The organism is Ralstonia sp. A12, assembly GCF_000801955.1.
In the GTDB taxonomy this organism is placed as follows: Bacteria; Pseudomonadota; Gammaproteobacteria; order Burkholderiales; family Burkholderiaceae; genus Ralstonia.
Window position 1 is genome coordinate 282,697 of record NZ_JSZO01000011.1, and the last position, 15,977, is coordinate 298,673.

The 15,977-nt window shown below is 64.6% G+C and carries 14 protein-coding genes and 1 riboswitch; of the genes, 5 read left to right on the forward strand and 9 right to left on the reverse strand.

Going from position 1 to position 15,977, the window contains the following annotated elements:
* Nucleotides 1–50 precede the first annotated feature (50 nt).
* Entirely contained in the window at nucleotides 51–1,748 is a 1,698-nt protein-coding gene (locus PI87_RS15260; RefSeq protein WP_052321554.1) for an ArnT family glycosyltransferase, read from the reverse strand.
* A gap of 144 nt (nucleotides 1,749–1,892) precedes the next feature.
* Between PI87_RS15260 and PI87_RS15265 the strand changes: the two genes are divergently transcribed.
* The gene (locus tag PI87_RS15265; RefSeq protein WP_039598545.1) at nucleotides 1,893–2,852 is read left to right on the forward strand and encodes a LysR family transcriptional regulator; all 960 of its coding nucleotides are present in this window, start codon (nucleotides 1,893–1,895) and stop codon (nucleotides 2,850–2,852) included.
* On the opposite strand, the gene PI87_RS15270 is transcribed toward PI87_RS15265, so the two are convergent.
* The 3 genes from PI87_RS15270 to PI87_RS15280 are packed head-to-tail and all read right to left on the reverse strand — an operon-like array spanning nucleotide 2,846 to nucleotide 5,935.
* Complete coding sequence (locus PI87_RS15270; RefSeq protein ID WP_039598546.1) at nucleotides 2,846–3,772, reverse strand: 2-hydroxyacid dehydrogenase; 927 nt, start codon at nucleotides 3,770–3,772, stop codon at nucleotides 2,846–2,848. The genes PI87_RS15265 and PI87_RS15270 overlap by 7 nt on opposite strands.
* Nucleotides 3,773–3,791: 19 nt before the next feature.
* Nucleotides 3,792–4,592 carry a class II aldolase/adducin family protein gene (locus PI87_RS15275; protein ID WP_039598592.1) on the reverse strand — a complete coding sequence of 267 codons (801 nt, stop codon included), beginning with the start codon at nucleotides 4,590–4,592 and terminating at the stop codon, nucleotides 3,792–3,794.
* 23 nt (nucleotides 4,593–4,615) lie between these two features.
* Nucleotides 4,616–5,935, reverse strand: coding sequence for an MFS transporter (locus PI87_RS15280; protein WP_039598547.1), 1,320 nt, complete (start codon nucleotides 5,933–5,935; stop codon nucleotides 4,616–4,618).
* 381 nt (nucleotides 5,936–6,316) lie between these two features.
* Between PI87_RS15280 and PI87_RS15285 the strand changes: the two genes are divergently transcribed.
* Both PI87_RS15285 and ribB read left to right on the forward strand, forming a co-directional pair.
* Entirely contained in the window at nucleotides 6,317–7,540 is a 1,224-nt protein-coding gene (locus PI87_RS15285; RefSeq protein ID WP_084209975.1) for a Zn-dependent hydrolase, read from the forward strand.
* Between the two features lie 92 nt (nucleotides 7,541–7,632).
* A riboswitch (FMN riboswitch) is annotated at nucleotides 7,633–7,788 on the forward strand.
* Between the two features lie 129 nt (nucleotides 7,789–7,917).
* Nucleotides 7,918–8,643 (forward strand): 3,4-dihydroxy-2-butanone-4-phosphate synthase, encoded by a 726-nt coding sequence (ribB, locus tag PI87_RS15290; protein ID WP_039598549.1) that lies wholly within the window; start codon nucleotides 7,918–7,920, stop codon nucleotides 8,641–8,643.
* 35 nt (nucleotides 8,644–8,678) lie between these two features.
* Here ribB and PI87_RS15295 read toward each other — a convergent pair whose 3' ends face one another.
* The 5 genes from PI87_RS15295 to PI87_RS15315 all read right to left on the reverse strand — a co-directional run bounded on the left by PI87_RS15295 (nucleotide 8,679) and on the right by PI87_RS15315 (nucleotide 13,579).
* The gene (locus PI87_RS15295) at nucleotides 8,679–9,305 is read right to left on the reverse strand and encodes a bifunctional 4-hydroxy-2-oxoglutarate aldolase/2-dehydro-3-deoxy-phosphogluconate aldolase (RefSeq protein WP_039598550.1); all 627 of its coding nucleotides are present in this window, start codon (nucleotides 9,303–9,305) and stop codon (nucleotides 8,679–8,681) included.
* 38 nt (nucleotides 9,306–9,343) lie between these two features.
* A complete protein-coding gene (locus PI87_RS15300; RefSeq protein ID WP_039598551.1) occupies nucleotides 9,344–10,696 on the reverse strand; it encodes a GntP family permease in 1,353 nt (450 codons plus the stop codon).
* 93 nt (nucleotides 10,697–10,789) lie between these two features.
* Nucleotides 10,790–11,176 (reverse strand): RidA family protein, encoded by a 387-nt coding sequence (locus PI87_RS15305; protein WP_009240594.1) that lies wholly within the window; start codon nucleotides 11,174–11,176, stop codon nucleotides 10,790–10,792.
* 35 nt (nucleotides 11,177–11,211) lie between these two features.
* Nucleotides 11,212–12,696 carry an N-acyl-D-amino-acid deacylase family protein gene (locus PI87_RS15310; RefSeq protein ID WP_039598593.1) on the reverse strand — a complete coding sequence of 495 codons (1,485 nt, stop codon included), beginning with the start codon at nucleotides 12,694–12,696 and terminating at the stop codon, nucleotides 11,212–11,214.
* A gap of 13 nt (nucleotides 12,697–12,709) precedes the next feature.
* Nucleotides 12,710–13,579, reverse strand: a complete 870-nt coding sequence (locus PI87_RS15315) for a MurR/RpiR family transcriptional regulator (RefSeq protein ID WP_039598552.1) — start codon at nucleotides 13,577–13,579, stop codon at nucleotides 12,710–12,712.
* A gap of 151 nt (nucleotides 13,580–13,730) precedes the next feature.
* Between PI87_RS15315 and PI87_RS15320 the strand changes: the two genes are divergently transcribed.
* Both PI87_RS15320 and PI87_RS15325 read left to right on the forward strand, forming a co-directional pair.
* A complete protein-coding gene (locus PI87_RS15320; RefSeq protein ID WP_039598553.1) occupies nucleotides 13,731–15,008 on the forward strand; it encodes an amino acid deaminase in 1,278 nt (425 codons plus the stop codon).
* Nucleotides 15,009–15,019: 11 nt separating this feature from the next.
* Nucleotides 15,020–15,940, forward strand: a complete 921-nt coding sequence (locus PI87_RS15325; RefSeq protein WP_039598554.1) for a sugar kinase — start codon at nucleotides 15,020–15,022, stop codon at nucleotides 15,938–15,940.
* The last annotated feature ends 37 nt before the right edge of the window (nucleotides 15,941–15,977 follow it).

Genomic DNA, 15,977 nt, shown 5'->3' on the forward strand with positions numbered 1-15,977 from the left:
GGCCGCAGATGCGGCCCTTTATTTTTGCGTTGGTGAGGCGTCAGGCGTGCTTACCGGCGCGCCACCACCACCTTGTCGGCGGATTCCGCTACCAGCCGCATCGGCACGCCAGCGGCCTGCAGCTTCTGCCACGTCACGCGGCGCATGAAGGCATAGGCGGGCGGGCCGTCGGTCCAGCGCTTGATCCATTCGTCGGTGGTGGCGACCACCTTGTTCGGCTCCAGGCCAGCGCCCATTTCCAGCTCGTCAAAGCCGGAAACCAGCGTCATCGGGCGGCCCAGGTAGTAGATGGCGGTCTGGTCCAGCCATTCGACCGAGTAGAACGGCATCTCGGCGGGAATCGGCCCGACGGCCTGTTGCGTCTTCTCGATGAGATCGCGCGCGGAGAGCGCGTCGCGGAAGATTTCGCTGCCATTGAGAATACGATCCCAACAGAACAGGGCGGAGAGCGATAGCACGATCACCGCCAGTGTGCGCCGCTGCCAACGCAGGGCCAGCAGCGCGGCCAGCGTGCCGACGGCCAGCATCGCCATCACTTCGCGCAGCATCGGCATGGCCTGTGCCACCTGCTCGGCTGGCATCTTGGCACCCGCCTTCGCGCCGATCACAGGCACCGCAAACCACAACCCGACGGCGATCAACAGGTTCACGCCCAGCGCCCATGCAACGGCACGGGTCGGCATCTTCTCCAGCGTCAGCGCCAGGATGATCGCCAAGGCTGGGAAGGCCGGCACGATGTAGCCCGGCAGCTTGGAGCTGGAGACCGAGAAGAACAAGAAGATCATTGCCGTCCACGCGATCGACCAGCGCATGAGGTCGAACTCCCGCGTGCCGACAAACAGATCGGCTACACGGCCGATGCGTCTGCCGATGGCGGTGAAGAGCAGTGGCGTCCACGGCAACAGCCCGGCTGCACCCACCGCAATGAAGTACCACCACTTGCCGCTGCGATGGTGCTCGTTGGTCAGGAAGCGCTGGAAGTGCTCGTGGATGAAGAAGAAGTCGAAAAACTCGGGGTTGCGCTGCTGCACGATCACGAACCACGGCACTGTGGCGATCAGGTACAGCGCCAGGCCCGGCAGCCAGTGCATGCGGCGGATCAGCGCCCAGTCGCGCGTCATCAGGAGGTAGGCCACGCCGATCAGCCCGGGCAGCACCAGCCCGATCAAGCCCTTGGTGAGCGTGGCGCCGGCCAGTGCAAGCCAGACCACCAGCATCCACCCAAGTCGCCCACCACGTGATGCGCCTGACCGCTGCGCCAGCGCAAAGCCGCACGCGCCCACCGTCAGGAAGAAGCCCACGCCCATATCAAGCGTGATCACCTGCCCGAACAGCAGATACAGCAGCGACGACGCGAGGATCGCCGCGCCGGTTGCCGCCGCGCGCCCGCCACGATAGACCGCTAGCGTCCACGCCGTCATCACGATGCCGCCCAGGCCAAACAGGAGCGGCCACAGGCGCGCGCCCCAGGCGTTGATGCCGAATGCCTGGAAGGTAGCCGCCGTCGTCCAGTACTGCAGGGGCGGCTTCTCGAAGTACTTGAGGTCGTTCAGGCGTGGCGTCACCCAATCACCGGAGACCACCATCTCGCGCGGGATCTCCGCATAGCGACCTTCATCGGGGCGGAACAGGGTGGAGCGCTGGAACAGGTCGTCCGTCCAGAGCGCCAGAAACACGGCGATGAGCGCAACGACGAGCAGCGCTATCCAAGGCGAACGGGGGCGGGAAGAAACAATGCGGGATTCCATGCTGGGGTGAACTTCGCGGGCACGGTCGGAAAGGGTAGGATTCTAGTCGATGCCGGATTAGCGGGCGGTTAGCCTCTGCTTGGCACATGGCTTGCATTGGCCAAACACCTTCAAATCCCCCACGCCCCCTACGCAATACGCCGCATGAGCAAGGCCAAGCTCGACACTTATCTCAACGACCGCCTCGACTGGAATCTGCTGCGCACCTTCCTTGCCATCGCGCGGGAGCGCAGCATCAGCCGCGCGGCAACCCGTCTACACCTGACGCAGCCCGCCGTGAGCCAAGCGCTGAAGCGGCTGGAAGACCAGCTCGGCCTGCAGTTGATCGACCGCCAGGCCAACCCCATTGAGATCACCCGCGCAGGGGAGGAAGTCCGCCAGATTGCTGAGGAGGTCTACGGCACCATCTCGCGCCTGTCGCAGGCGAGCGGTGAGGGCGACCATGGGATTGCCGGTATGGTGCGTGTGGCCATCGTCAGCGGCTTGGATTTTCCCGATTACGACGCTTTTCTCGGGCGCTTTCACCGCGACTACCCGCGTATCGAACTCGAATGCCAGGAGATGCGCAGCGCTGATGTGGTCCGCAGCCTTGAGCTGCGCACGGCCACGCTGGGCCTGTCACCCAAGCGCGCGCTGCCGAAGAAGATCGAGCACCGGTTGTTCCTGCGCCAGCGCTACGCCTTGTTCTGCGGGCAATACCACGCGCTGTTTGGCAAGACGGATGTGCAGATTGCCGATCTGGCGGGCGAGAAGTTCGTCTCCTTCACTGGCGACAAGATCGGCGATCCGCTCTCGATGCTCACGTTCTTTCGCGACGAGATGGGCCTGACCGGCCCGGTGGTTGGCTCGTCATCGAGCATGTGGGAGGTTCGGCGGCTGATTGTGGCGGGCTTCGGCATCGGCTGTCTGCCCGAGCACGTGGCGCAGGACGACGTCGATCAAGGCCGCCTGCAGCGCCTGCCGCCCGAAGACGGCGTGGCCGATGTCGACATGCACTTGCTGTGGATGGCCGACCGCAAGTTCAGTGCGGCGGAAGCGGCGTTCCTGGAAGCGCTGCACCGCTTTATCGATGCGCGCTATCCGGAGACGGCGGGCAATCAATAGCCGCGCTGAATATCGACGACGTTGGCGAGCGCCTCGCCCTTGAGCAGGCGCCGCACGTTCTGCGCGACCTGCAGGCCGATGGTGTCGGAACTGGCCACCGATGCCATGTGCGGCGTGACGATCAGGTTGGGCGCACGCCAGAGTGGGTCGTCTGCAGGCAGCGGCTCGTTCGGGAATACGTCGACGATGGCGCCGCCGAGATGGCCACTTTGCAGCGCTTCCAGCAGATCGGCTGCGACAAGGTGTTCGCCACGCCCCACATGAATCAGCTTGGCACCGGGCTTGAGCCGCGCAAACGTGCTGGCGTTCAGCAAGCCCCGTGTGGCGTCGGTCAGCGGCAGCAGGCAGATCAGAATGTCGGTTCCTTTCAGGAACATCGGCAGCCCAGCCTCACCGCAATACACGCCGATGCCCGGCAGATCACGCGATTGCCGTGCCCAGCCGCGCACGTTGAAGCCGAGTCGATGCAGTTCGCCAGCCACGTGGGAGCCGATCTCTCCCAAACCCATCACGCCGATAGTGCAGGTTGATGGGTGTTGCTGCTCGGGCCGGAACCACGTGGCGTTGCGCTGGTTCGCGAGCACGCGGTCCAGTTGCCGGTGGAAATGCAGCACCCCCCAGGTGATGAACTCCGCCATGCCGCGCGTGTGCTGCGGGTCGACCACGCGGCACAGCGGCACCGCGGGCAGTGTCGGGTCAACGAGGATATTGTCGACGCCCGCGGCGATGCTGTGGACGAGGCGCACGCGCGGCATTGCGGCGATGGCACCTTCGGGCGGGTTCCAGCACACGGCAATCTCCGCATCTTGCGCGGCGGCTTCGCCGTACATGCGCACATCCAGTTCCGGTGCGGCGCGCAGGATGGATGGCACCAGGTGCGACATGTCGTAGTCGCGGCTGATGAGGGCGAGGGTGGTCATGCGTGTCAGCTCCGGCGCATTAACTCCGATAATCGGAGCGGGAGGTGTCGATCAACCGCAGCGCTGCGAGCCATGCACGCCGTGCGATCACGGGTGACTCTTCACGATTGAACTGCGCGGCCGTGCGCTGGCGAACGTCTTCGGGCGGAAAACGCAGCGGTGTACCACCGGCCAGTGCCTGGATTTGTGCCTGGCAAGCGCGCTCGAGAAAGTAGATCTCGTGGAACGCATCCGCTGCCGTGTTGCCACCCGCCAGCAGGCCGTGGTTGCGCAGGATCATCGCCTTGTGCTGCCCGAAATCGTGCACGAGGCGTTCTCGCTCGCCCAGGTCCAGCGCGATGCCCTCGTAGTCGTGGTACGCGAGCTTGCCGTAGAACTTGAGCGCGTGCTGGCTGATCGGCAGCAGGCCGTGCTCCTGCGCGGACACCGCAATACCCGCCGCCGTATGCGTGTGCACCACGAAATGCAGGTCATCGCGCGCGGCGTGGATGGCCGAGTGGATCGTGAAGCCCGCCGCGTTAACGGCGTAGTGCTCCGGGTCAGCATCAGCGCGTTCGTCGATGACGTTGCCGTCCAGGTCGATCTTGACGAGGTCGGATGCGCGCATCTCACCGAACAGTACGCCGTAGCGGTTGATGAGGAACGTTGGTTTGCCGTTCTCATCGGGCAGGCGTGCGGTGATGTGCGTATCGATCATGTCCGTCATGCGGAAATGGTCGATCAGCCGGTACAGCGCGGCCAGATCGGTACGGACCTGCCATTCGACTTCAGAAAACGCCGCCGGGCGGCGCGTGTGCAGCGAAACGTGTTGGGCTTCCATGGGAATACGGTTGGAGGTGGACATCAATTCGTGGCGAGTGCAGCCGCTTCTTCAGGCTGCTTGCCGTCGCGATAGCGGCCCAGACCGATGATGCCGATGAGCGAGATGGCGGAGAGCACCGTAAAGAACAGCGCCAGCGGCAACCATTCGCCTGTGTAACGTTCGGCCAGCATCGTGCCGATCAGCGGCGTGGTGCCGCCGGCAATCATCGTGCAGACCTGGTAGGCGATCGAGATGCCGGAATAGCGCACGCGGGTCGGGAAGGCCGGCGTCATGAAACCTGCAATGACGGCATACACAGCCGACAGGGTGACCACCGCCAGCGTGATGCCCGCCACCATCGCCACCGGGTTCTGCGTGCTCACCAGCAGGAACATCGGATACGGCGTGAGCATCGAGATGAACGCGGCCCACGTCAGGAAGCGCGTGTCGCCGTAGCGTTGTGCCAGCAGCGCCGACACCGGTTGCGACAGCAGTTGCAGGATCGTCACGACAAACAGGCAATCGAGAATCAACGCCTTCGACATGCCCAGGTACGTGGTCACGTACGAAATCATGAACGTGTTGGTGAAGAAGAACCCTGCCGAGCCGATGGTGGTGGCCATGGCCGCCAGCACGATTGGGCGCCACGCCGTGCGCAGCACTTCGCCCACGGGGTTCTCCAGCACCTCGTTGTTCTTTTTCATGCGCTCGAACTCGGGTGATTCCTTTACGCCCATGCGGATCGCCACGCCCATGAGCAGCAGCACGAAGCTCGCCAGGAACGGCAGGCGCCAGCCCCAGGTGATGAAGCTCTCATGATCAAGCGACGACACCAGCCGGAACGATAGCAACGACAGGATCAACCCCACCGGGCTGCCCATCTGCGGGAACGAAGCGAAGAACACGCGCTTGGTTTTGGGGGCATGCTCGCTTGCCATCAGCACTGCACCGCCCCATTCGCCGCCCACCGCAATGCCTTGCAGCACGCGCAGCAGCACCAGCAGGATCGGCGCCCAGATGCCGATGGTCGCGTAGCCCGGCAGCAGGCCGATGCCCGTGGTGGCAATGCCCATCAGAAACATCGTCACGAGCAGCATCTTTTTGCGGCCGATGCGGTCGCCCAGATGGCCGAATACCGCGCCAGACAGCGGCCGTGCAATGAAGCCGACGAAGAACGTCGCGAACGACGCCATCGTGCTCAGAAAGTGGTTGCTGCTCGGGAAGAACACCTCGCCCAGTACGAGTGCGGCGGCGGTGGCGTAGGTGTAGTAGTCGTAGAACTCGACGGCGGTGCCGATGAAGGCGGCGGTGGCCGCGCGCACCGGCTGGTGCGTCACGGTAGATGCGTGTGACTCTGACATGGGGCGTCCTCCTTTACTGGGCGTGGCCCGCCGCCGCGCCGCCGATGTTCGAGCATCGGTCTGTGCCGCAGAGGCGGGGGTGCCGGTCGTCAGCCGACGCCGCCATTTATGCGCATCAACGCAGATGCCGGCAAATTCGCATTTTTGATTCCCCGTATTAGCCGGGCTTATGCCCTCTGATTGGGCGCGGGGCGTCGTTCTGGCGCTATCGCGGTGCGGATGGATAACCGGGCCACGGGTTGATGCACGCTTCACGCCAGCAGTATTTGCCTGATTTATAGCCCGAATAAACATTCGCAATTTGACGCATCTTCCGCCGCTGCCAGATAAAGACGCCTGGAAGCGCCGAGCCGGTCGGCGTGCATGCAAAGGAACGGAGACATGTTGAAGGTCAACGGGGCGCGACTGTGGTCGAGCCTGATGGAAATGGCGGCGGTCGGTGGAACACCCAAGGGCGGCGTGCGGCGTCTGGCGCTCACGGAAGAAGACGCGGCAGGCCGCGCATTGTTCACGCGGTGGTGCGAAGACGCCGGCATGACGATGAGCACCGATCGCGTTGGCAACCTGTTTGCGCGCCGCGCCGGCAAGTCGGCCAACGCACGACCGGTAGCCAGCGGCAGTCACCTCGACACGCAGCCCGAGGGCGGCCGCTTCGATGGTGTGTACGGCGTGCTGGCCGCGCTGGAAGTCGTGCGCACGCTCAACGACGCGGGTGTCGAAACCAACAAGCCCATCGAGATCGTTGTGTGGACCAACGAAGAGGGTGCGCGCTTCACGCCGGCCATGCTGGGCTCCGCCGCCTTTGCGGGTGTGATGCCGCTGGAGCAGGCGCTGACCTCCCGCGATGCGCAGGGCGTCTCGGTTGCCGATGCGCTGGCTGCCACCGGCTACGCAGGTGAACGCGCCATTCCTGGTGCCCCCTTCGACACGTACTTCGAGGCGCATATCGAGCAGGGGCCGATCCTGGAGGAGAACGGTGTGCCGATCGGCGTCGTCACGGGCGGGCAGGCGATCCGCTGGCTCGATGTACGTGTGCAGGGGCAGGCCGCGCATGCCGGCACTACGCCGATGCGCTTCCGTCGCGATGCGCTGTTTGCGGCGGCGGAGATGGCAAGTTCGCTGGAAGCGCTGGTCGATGACTTTGCGCCGCGCGGCCTGGTCACGGTTGGTGAGATCGGTATTCGCAATGCTTCACGCAACACCATCGCTGCTGACCTGACGTTCACAGTCGACCTGCGTCACCACGAAGACACGCGCATCGCCGAAATGGAAGCCGCGCTGCGCGAGCGCTTTGCCGAGATTGCCGAGCGCCGCGGCTTGACGGTGCAGATCGACCAGCACTGGGTTAGCCCTGCCACGCCGTTCGATGCTGACTGCGTGAAGGCCGTCGCCGATGCGGTGGCCGCGCTTGATTACCCGCACCAGCGCATCGTGAGCGGCGCGGGGCACGACGCCATCCACATCGCCAAGCACTGCCCGACGGCGATGATCTTCATCCCGTGTGTGAACGGCTTGAGCCATAACGAGGCCGAAGATGCACTGCCCGGAGACGTCACGCGCGGTGCGGATGTGCTGCTGCACGCCATGCTGGCGCGGGCCAAGTGAGTGGCACGTCGCTTTTCCCGACCCGTCAGTAGGGTCGATGTATTGCAACTTGTTGCGGTAGCATGACGTCTGCCGGCAATCCTGCCGGTTCAGTACGTCTTCAGGGCGGGGTGGAATTCCCCACCGGCGGTATGCGAGCTATGCGCTCGTGAGCCCGCGAGCGCCTGGCATGCGCCTGCATGCGAGGGTCAGCAGATCCGGTGAGATGCCGGGGCCGACGGTCAGAGTCCGGATGGAAGAAGATGTGCGGAACAACACGCTCCTGCTTTGCGGGGACGCGCTCGGCTTTGTGTCGAGTTGCGCCGCTGCATGGCGCGCGCGTGTTTGTCTGCTTGCCCTGGAACGTCTTGTCGCCAATCTCAGCGAGGAGCGTTTCCATGTTGTCCACTCAGCAATCCCCTGCAGTTCATCCGCCCGCATTGCCTGCCGGCAACGCGATTCTTGACGCCATCGAAGCGCGTTTCGATCCAGTCGACATGCCCGCGCGCATGGCTGCCGCGCTCGATGCGGTGCGGCTTGGCGTGCCCGTGGTCGTGCTTGACGACGCCGACCGTGAAAACGAGGCCGATCTCATCGTCGCTGCCGACAAACTCACGCAGGCCAGCATGGCGATGCTGATCCGCGAGTGCAGCGGCATCGTCTGCCTGTGCCTGACGGCGGAGAAGAGTGCATCGCTCGGCCTGCGCCCGATGGTGGAAGACAACCGCAGCCAGTACGGTACGGCCTTCACCGTGTCGATCGAGGCACGCACGGGTGTGAGCACCGGCGTGTCGGCGGCTGATCGCATCACGACGATCCGCGCGGCGATTGCGCCGGACGCCGATACGCAATCGGTCGTCAGCCCGGGCCATGTGTTCCCGCTGGTGGCGAAGGAGGGTGGGGTGCTCACGCGGCGCGGTCATACCGAGGGGTCGGTCGACCTGGCGCGCTTGGCGGGCTTGCCGCCGGCTGCGGTGCTATGCGAACTGATGCTGCCCGACGGCACCATGGCGCGCCGTGATGACGCGGTGCGCTTCGCTGATCAGCACAACCTGCCAGTGCTGACCATTGAGGACATCGTCCAGTATCGGGAACAGATGGAGCGCGCGGTCAGCTTTAGTTGACGCAAAGCCGGCCGCGCGAGAGAGGTGAGGTTGGATTACCGCTTGAGCGCGGCCGCTTCCTTGGCGAGCGCCGTGATGCCTGCCCAGTCGCCGGCAGCGATCTTGTCCTTGGGCACCATCCACGAGCCGCCCACGCACACCACGTTGGGCAGCGCGAGGTAGTCGGGCGCGCTCTTGGGCGTGATGCCGCCCGTCGGGCAGAAGCGCACATCGCCGAACGGGCCGTGGATCGACTTGAGCATCGGGATGCCGCCGGCCGCTTCCGCCGGGAAGAACTTCAGCGTGGTCAGGCCAAACTCCAGCGCCAGGATCAGCTCAGAAGGCGTGGCGATGCCCGGCAGCCAATCGAGGTCGGATTTGGCTTGCGCCGCGGCCAGCGTGGGCGTGATGCCGGGCGACACGGCAAACACGGCACCGGCGTCTTTCGCTTGTGTGAAGTGCTCCGGCTTCGACAGCGTGCCCGCCCCAACGATGGCATCGCTGCCCAGATCCTTGGCCACTGCGCTAATGACCTCTAGCGCCACGGGCGTACGCATCGTGATCTCGAACGTGCGGATACCGCCTTCGTACAGCGCGCGGCACACCTTGACGCCTTCATCGACGGATTGGAACTGCAGCACCGGGATGACCGGGCCGGCCTTGACGACGGAATCGATACCCACAACGTTCTCCTAGATCAACTTCACATCAACAGAACAGCTTAGACGACGGTCGACAGCGCCAGCGTGAGCAACAGCGCCACGATCGAGATGATGGTTTCCAGCACCGTCCACGTCTTGAAGGTCTCCGGCACGGTCAGGTTGAAGTACTCCTTCACCAGCCAGAAGCCACCGTCATTCACGTGCGACAGGATCAGCGAACCAGCGCCGGTGGCGAGCACCATCAGCTCCGGACGGACGGCAGCGCCCGACGCAGCGGCGATGGGAGCGACGATGCCGCAGGCGGTGGTCATGGCCACGGTGGCCGAACCGGTGGCGATGCGAATCATCACGGCCACCACCCAGCCCAGCAGCAGCGGCGACAGGTGGGCATCCGTGGCCACGCCCACGATGGCCTTCGACACGCCCGAATCACGCAGGATCTGGCCGAAGCCGCCGCCCGCGCCCACCACCAGCGTGATCGTGGCGATCGGCGCCAGACATTCGTTGGTGAACTTGAGGATGGCCTCGCGGTTGAAGCCGCGTGCCTTGCCGAAGGTATAGAAGCTCACCAGCGCGGCGATCAGCAGGGCCATCACCGAGTTGCCGGCCAGCTTCAGGATGTCATTGGCGAGCGTCTTGGGTGCGGCGATCAGGTCGGCCCAACTGCCGATCAACATCAGTACCACCGGCAGCAGGATCGTGAACAGCGTCACGCCAAAGCCCGGCAGTTCGCGCTTCTGGTCCGCTTCAACGAATTGCGCGGCCAGCGGGTTGTTTTCATTCGGCTTGACGTAGCGCGAAACGAGCATCGCCCACAGCGGACCGGCCAGGATGGCGGTCGGCAGGCCGACGATCAGTGCGTACATGATCGTCTTGCCGATGTCTGCCTGGTAGGCCGTCACGGCCAGCAGTGCGGCCGGGTGCGGCGGGATCAGGCCGTGCACCACCGACAGGCCCGCCACCATCGGCAGGCCGACCATCAGGATCGGCGTGCCCGTGCGCTTGGCCACGTTGAAAGCAATCGGGATCAGCAGCACGAAGCCGACTTCAAAGAAGACCGGCAAGCCGATGATGAAGGCCACCACCATCATGGCCCAGTGCGCGTTCTTTTCTCCAAACGCGTTGATGAGCGTCTTGGCGATGCGCTCGGCACCCCCTGATTCCGCCATCATCTTGCCGAGCATCGTCCCGAGGCCCACCACCAGCGCAATGTGGCCGAGCGTGCCGCCCACACCGGTTTCAAATGCCTTGACGATGTTGCCCATCGGCATGCCGACTACCACGCCCAGCGCGAGCGAGACGACGATCAGCGTGACAAACGGGTTCAGTTTCTGGACGGCAATCAGGTAGATCAGCGCGACCACCGCCAGCGCGGCGGTCAGCAATAGCGAGTTGCCTTGCATCGGGACCATCGGGTTTCCTCCTCAGGGATTGTTCACGGCTCTTGTTGTCATGGGTACCCCATCGTGTAGGGCACCTTTTTGAAAACGCGCTTGTGTTGCGAGTTACGGCTTCTTGTACGCCACGCAATCGACTTCGACCTTGCAGTCGATCACCATGCTCGATACCACGCAGGCACGCGCCGGCGGGTTGGCACCGAAGTACTCCTTGAACACCTTGTTGAACGACTGGAAGTCGCGCGGATCATCTAGCCACACGCCGCAGCGCACGACGTGCTCGGGGCCGTAACCGGCTTCGGCCAGGATGGCCAGCACGTTCTTGATGGTCTGGTGCGATTGCTCAACGATGCCGTTGCCGACTACCTCACCGTTCACCATGGGCGTCTGGCCCGAGACGAACAGCCAGCCGTCTGCGCCGGCTGCGCGGGCAAAGGGGAGGTGCTGGCCACCGGTGCCGGTGCCGCCTTCAACGCCAATTCGGGTAATCGTCATCGCTACGTTCCTTTCTTTCAAACAGATACAGAGATTCAGTGGAGTTCAGCGGGGGCTGCTGCCTGTGCACGCGGCCCGCGCTTGAGGAAGCGTCCGGCGCGATTCGGCTGCACGGTGCCCTCGCGGTACGAAAGATGGCCGTTGACCCACACGGCAGCGATGCCAGCCGCCGGCTGCTGCGGATCGGTGAAGGTGGCGACATCGCGCACCGTTTCCGGGTCGAACAGCACGAGGTCGGCCCAGTAGCCTTCGCGCACCAGGCCGCGTTCGGTCAGGCCGAAGCGCTCGGCGGATTGCCCGGTCATCTTGCGGATGGCCGCCGACAGCGAGAGCAGCTTGCGTTCCCGGCTGTAGTAGCCGAGCACGCGCGGGAAGGCACCCCAGAGGCGCGGGTGCGGCTTCGGATCGTTCGGCAAGCCATCCGAGCCGATCACCGTGGCGGGGTGCGTGATGATGCGGTCCAGATCCTGCGCCGACATGTTGTGGTACACGGCGCCCGCCGGTTGCAGGCGGCGCGCGGCGTCCATCAGATCGGTACCCCAGGCGGCGGCAATCTCTTTGAGCGTTTGCCCAGCCATGCCCGGCTCGGGTTCTGACCACGTGATGAAGATGTCGAACTCGTCAGTCACCTGCTTCAAGTCCAGCGTGGACGAGCTGGCGGTGTACGGATAGCAGTCGCAGCCCACCGGCTGATAGCGCTGCGCGCCTTCGATGGATTCCAGCACTTCGCCCGCGCGTCCCCAGTTGGCGGCGCCCGCGCATTTCAGGTGCGAGATCACGATGGGCACACGCGCGTGCTTGCCGACGCGGTAAGCCTCATCCATCGCGTCGAGGATGGCTGCGAATTCGGTACGCAGATGCGTGGTGTAGATGGCACCGGCTTCGGCCAGGGGCTCGGCCAGGCCCATCACCTCTTCGGTGGTCGACGCGAAGGCGTTGGCATAGGCCAAGCCCGTGGACAAGCCCAGTGCACCGTGGTCGAGCGCCTCGCGCAGTTGCGCGCGCATGCCTTCGACTTCTTCGGTGGTAGCGGGGCGGTCCAGGCGGTCCAGGTGGTTGTTGCGCAGCGCGGTGTGGCCGATCAGCGCGGCCACGTTCACGGCCGGCTGCGCGCGTTCCACGGCATCCACATACGACGCGAAGGTCGGATACGCAAACGCGCTGGCGGGCCCAAGCAGGTTCATCGGGTCCGGCGGGTCGCCCTTGAGCGTGGCGGGCGATGCGCTGATGCCGCAGTTGCCCACGATGACCGTGGTGATGCCCTGCGACACCTTGCACAGCATGTCGGGCGTGCGGATGACATTGGTGTCGTCGTGCGTGTGTACGTCGATAAAGCCGGGGGCGAGCACGCGGCCCTCGCCATTGATTTCTTCATCACCCAGCCACGCGGTGGAATCCGACGTGGCAATGGCGGCGATGCGCCCATCAACGATGGCCACGTCAAACAGCGTGGCCTCGGGTTCGTGGCCGCTGCCGTCGACGATGCGGACCTGGCGGATGACGGTGTCGTACTGCTCCATGTGCTGCTCCTGCTCAATCTCCGAGCGGCTGGCGGTTGCCGCCGCCGCGATGCGCATCAAGCACGTACTTGATGCGCCGTAAGAGCTCCTTGCTGCGATCGGCTTGTTGCAGTGCGACCTCGGTCGCCAGCAGGTCGATCATCATCATCATGGCGTAGCGCGATGACGATGGCTTGAAGATGAAATCGGTCTCCATGGCCTGGATCGGCAGCAAGACATCGGCCAGCGCCGCCACCGGCGAACCGATGGCCGTGATGGCGACGATCTTCGCGCCGTATTCGCGCGCGATGGTCACGCTGTCGATCACCTCCGGCACGTGGCCGGTCACGGAGAACACGACCACCACATCGTCGGGGCTGAGCGTGGCTGCGACCATCCGCTGCAGCATCGAATCATGATAGGTGGTGACTGGCCGTCCCAGGCGGGCGAGGCGGTAGCGCATCTCGTCGGCCATGGTGGTCGAGCCGCCGCCCATGCCGAACACGGCAATCATGCGGGCCGCGGCCAGCGCGATTGCCGCATTGCGGAACGCTTCGGGGCGCACCAGGGCACGGTTGGCTTCCAGCACGTTTGTGATGTCGGCGAGGATGCCGTCGGCGCTGGAGGGCGGGCGATCCGCGCCGCCATCCAGAAAGCGCTGGCCGACCGCGGCTGCCTGCGCTAGTTTGAGCTTGAGTTCGCGCACGTCGCGGCAGCCCATCGCCTTGGCAAAGCGGGTGACGCTGGCTTCGCTTACGCCGGCACGTTCGGCCAGCGTCTGGATGCTGCCCGCAGCCGCTTCGGCAATGTCACCCAGCACCGTCTGCGCGACCTTCTGCTCAGCGGGGCGCAACTCGGCGGCTCGCTGAGAGATTCGGGTGACGATGTCCATCGGTTCACGCATTGGTTCAAGCATGCTGGGCTCCCGGTAGTTGTCCGGATAGCGGCTGTCGGAGCGGTTTGGTACTTTGTAACAGGCTGGCCCGGAGAATAGTTTCGCCGCTATCATTGTGTCAACCCGATGTTTACCCCCAAAGGAACGCGAGTCGATTTCTATGAGTGATACAAAGTATCAAGGAGACACCAACGCCGTCGTCAACCCGCTCGACAAGGGTCTGGGTGCGTTGGAAACCGCTTGCGCGCCGGAGCAGATCGCTGCCCAGCGCTGGAACGTACTGAGTGAAGACCTGAACCTGCCGGTGGCAGTCCTTTCGCAATCGCGTCTGGAACACAACCTGGCCTGGATGCAGCGCTTTGTGGGGGAATACGGCGTCAAGCTGGCACCGCACGGCAAGACGACGATGGCGCCGCGCCTGTTCCAGCGCCAGCTGGAAGGTGGTGCCTGGGGCATCACGCTGGCAACGGCCCACCAGACGCGCGTTGCCTACGCGCATGGCGTGCGCCGCGTGCTGATGGCCAACCAACTGGTCGGCAAGCGCAACATGGCCATCCTGGCCGAACTGCTGGCCGATCCGTCGTTTGAGTTCTTTTGCCTAGTGGATGCGGCGGATCAGGTGGATCAACTCTCGGCCTTCTTCGGTAAGGCGGGTCGCCCGATCCAGGTGCTGATCGAGCTGGGTGTGCAGGGCGGCCGCACCGGTGTGCGCGATGAGGTGCAACTGCAGTCGGTGCTGGATGCGCTCACGCGTGCCAATGGCGCCGTCAAGCTAGCGGGCGTGGAAGTGTATGAAGGCGTGATCAAGGAAGAGGCCGACATCCGCACCTTCCTGCAGCGCGCCGTGAAGGTCATCGGCGATCTGGCGAAGGCCGGCCGCCTGCAACGCACGCCGGCTGTGCTGACCGGCGCCGGTTCGGCCTGGTACGACGTGGTGGCCGAGGAGTTTGCCAAGACCGATATCGGCCAGCCGCTGGATGTAGTGCTGCGCCCCGGTTGCTACCTGACGCACGACGTCGGTATCTACAAGGCCGCACAGGCCCGTATCGACGCCAACAACCCGATCGCGCACAAGATGCGCTCCAGCCTGCTGCCCGCGCTGCAACTGTGGGCCTATGTGCAATCGGTGCCGGAAGGCGAGCGCGCCATCGTGGCGCTCGGCAAGCGCGATGCCGCCTTTGATGCCGGCTTGCCGCTGCCGGTGCTGCATTTCCGCCCGGGCGATAAGTCGCCCTCAGCCACGCCTGCACACTGGGAAGTCACCGGCATGATGGACCAGCACGCCTACTTGAAGATCGCCCCCGGCGACGACATCAAGGTCGGCGACATGATCGCCTTCGACATTTCGCACCCGTGCCTGACGTTCGACAAGTGGCGCCAGATCCCGGTGATCGATGACACGTACAACGTCGTCGACGTGGTGCAGACGTACTTCTGAATAGACCCTATATGGCAGACATCCTCGCCTATGGCGAAGCGCTGATCGAGTTCAATCAGGCGGATTCCGGCAGCACGTCGTGGAACTTCGGTTTTGGCGGCGATACGTCCAACTTCTGCATTGCCGCGGCGCGGCAGGGCGCACGCACCGGCTACATCAGCGCGGTGGGTGGTGACCGCTTCGGCCAGGCGCTGCGCGCGCTGTGGCAGGCCGAGGGCGTCGACCACACCTACGTGCATACCGATGCGCAGGCGCCCACTGGCCTGTACTTCGTCTCGCATGACGCGCGCGGTCATCACTTCGATTACCTGCGCGCGGGTTCCGCCGCCAGCCGATTCCAGACGGCGCAATTGCCATTGCAGGCGATTGCGGCGGCCAAGGCCTTCCACCTGTCGGGGATCAGCCTGGCCATCAGCGATACGGCATGTGATACCGGCTTGGCAGCGATGTCGCATGCGCAGGCGTCGGGCGTGCTGGTGTCATTCGATACCAACCTGCGCTTGCGCCTGTGGCCGCTGGCCCGTGCCCGCGCGGTGATGCGCGAGGCCATGCGCACGTGCGACCTGTGCCTGCCGAGCTGGGATGATGTGACTGTGCTGCTCGATTGCCATGATCGCGACGGCATTGTCGACACGCTGCTCGGCTGGGGCGTCAAGCTGGTGGCGTTGAAGATGGGCGCGGAAGGTTGCTATGTCGCCACGCCCGAGTCGCGCACGCTGGTGCCGCGTCATACGGTCAATGCCATTGACGCGACGGGCGCGGGCGATTGTTTTGGTGGCTCGTTCGTGGCGCGCATCGTGGCGGGCGATTCACCGGTCGAGGCTGCGCGTTACGCCAACGTGGCTGCGGCGATTTCCACGACGGGCTATAGCGCTGTTGCGCCGATCCCGCGGGCGGAGGTTGTACGGGCTGCGCTGGCGCAGGCTGCTTAGGTGTTGTTGGTGTGCTGGGTGTTTCGTCCCCTGCCGG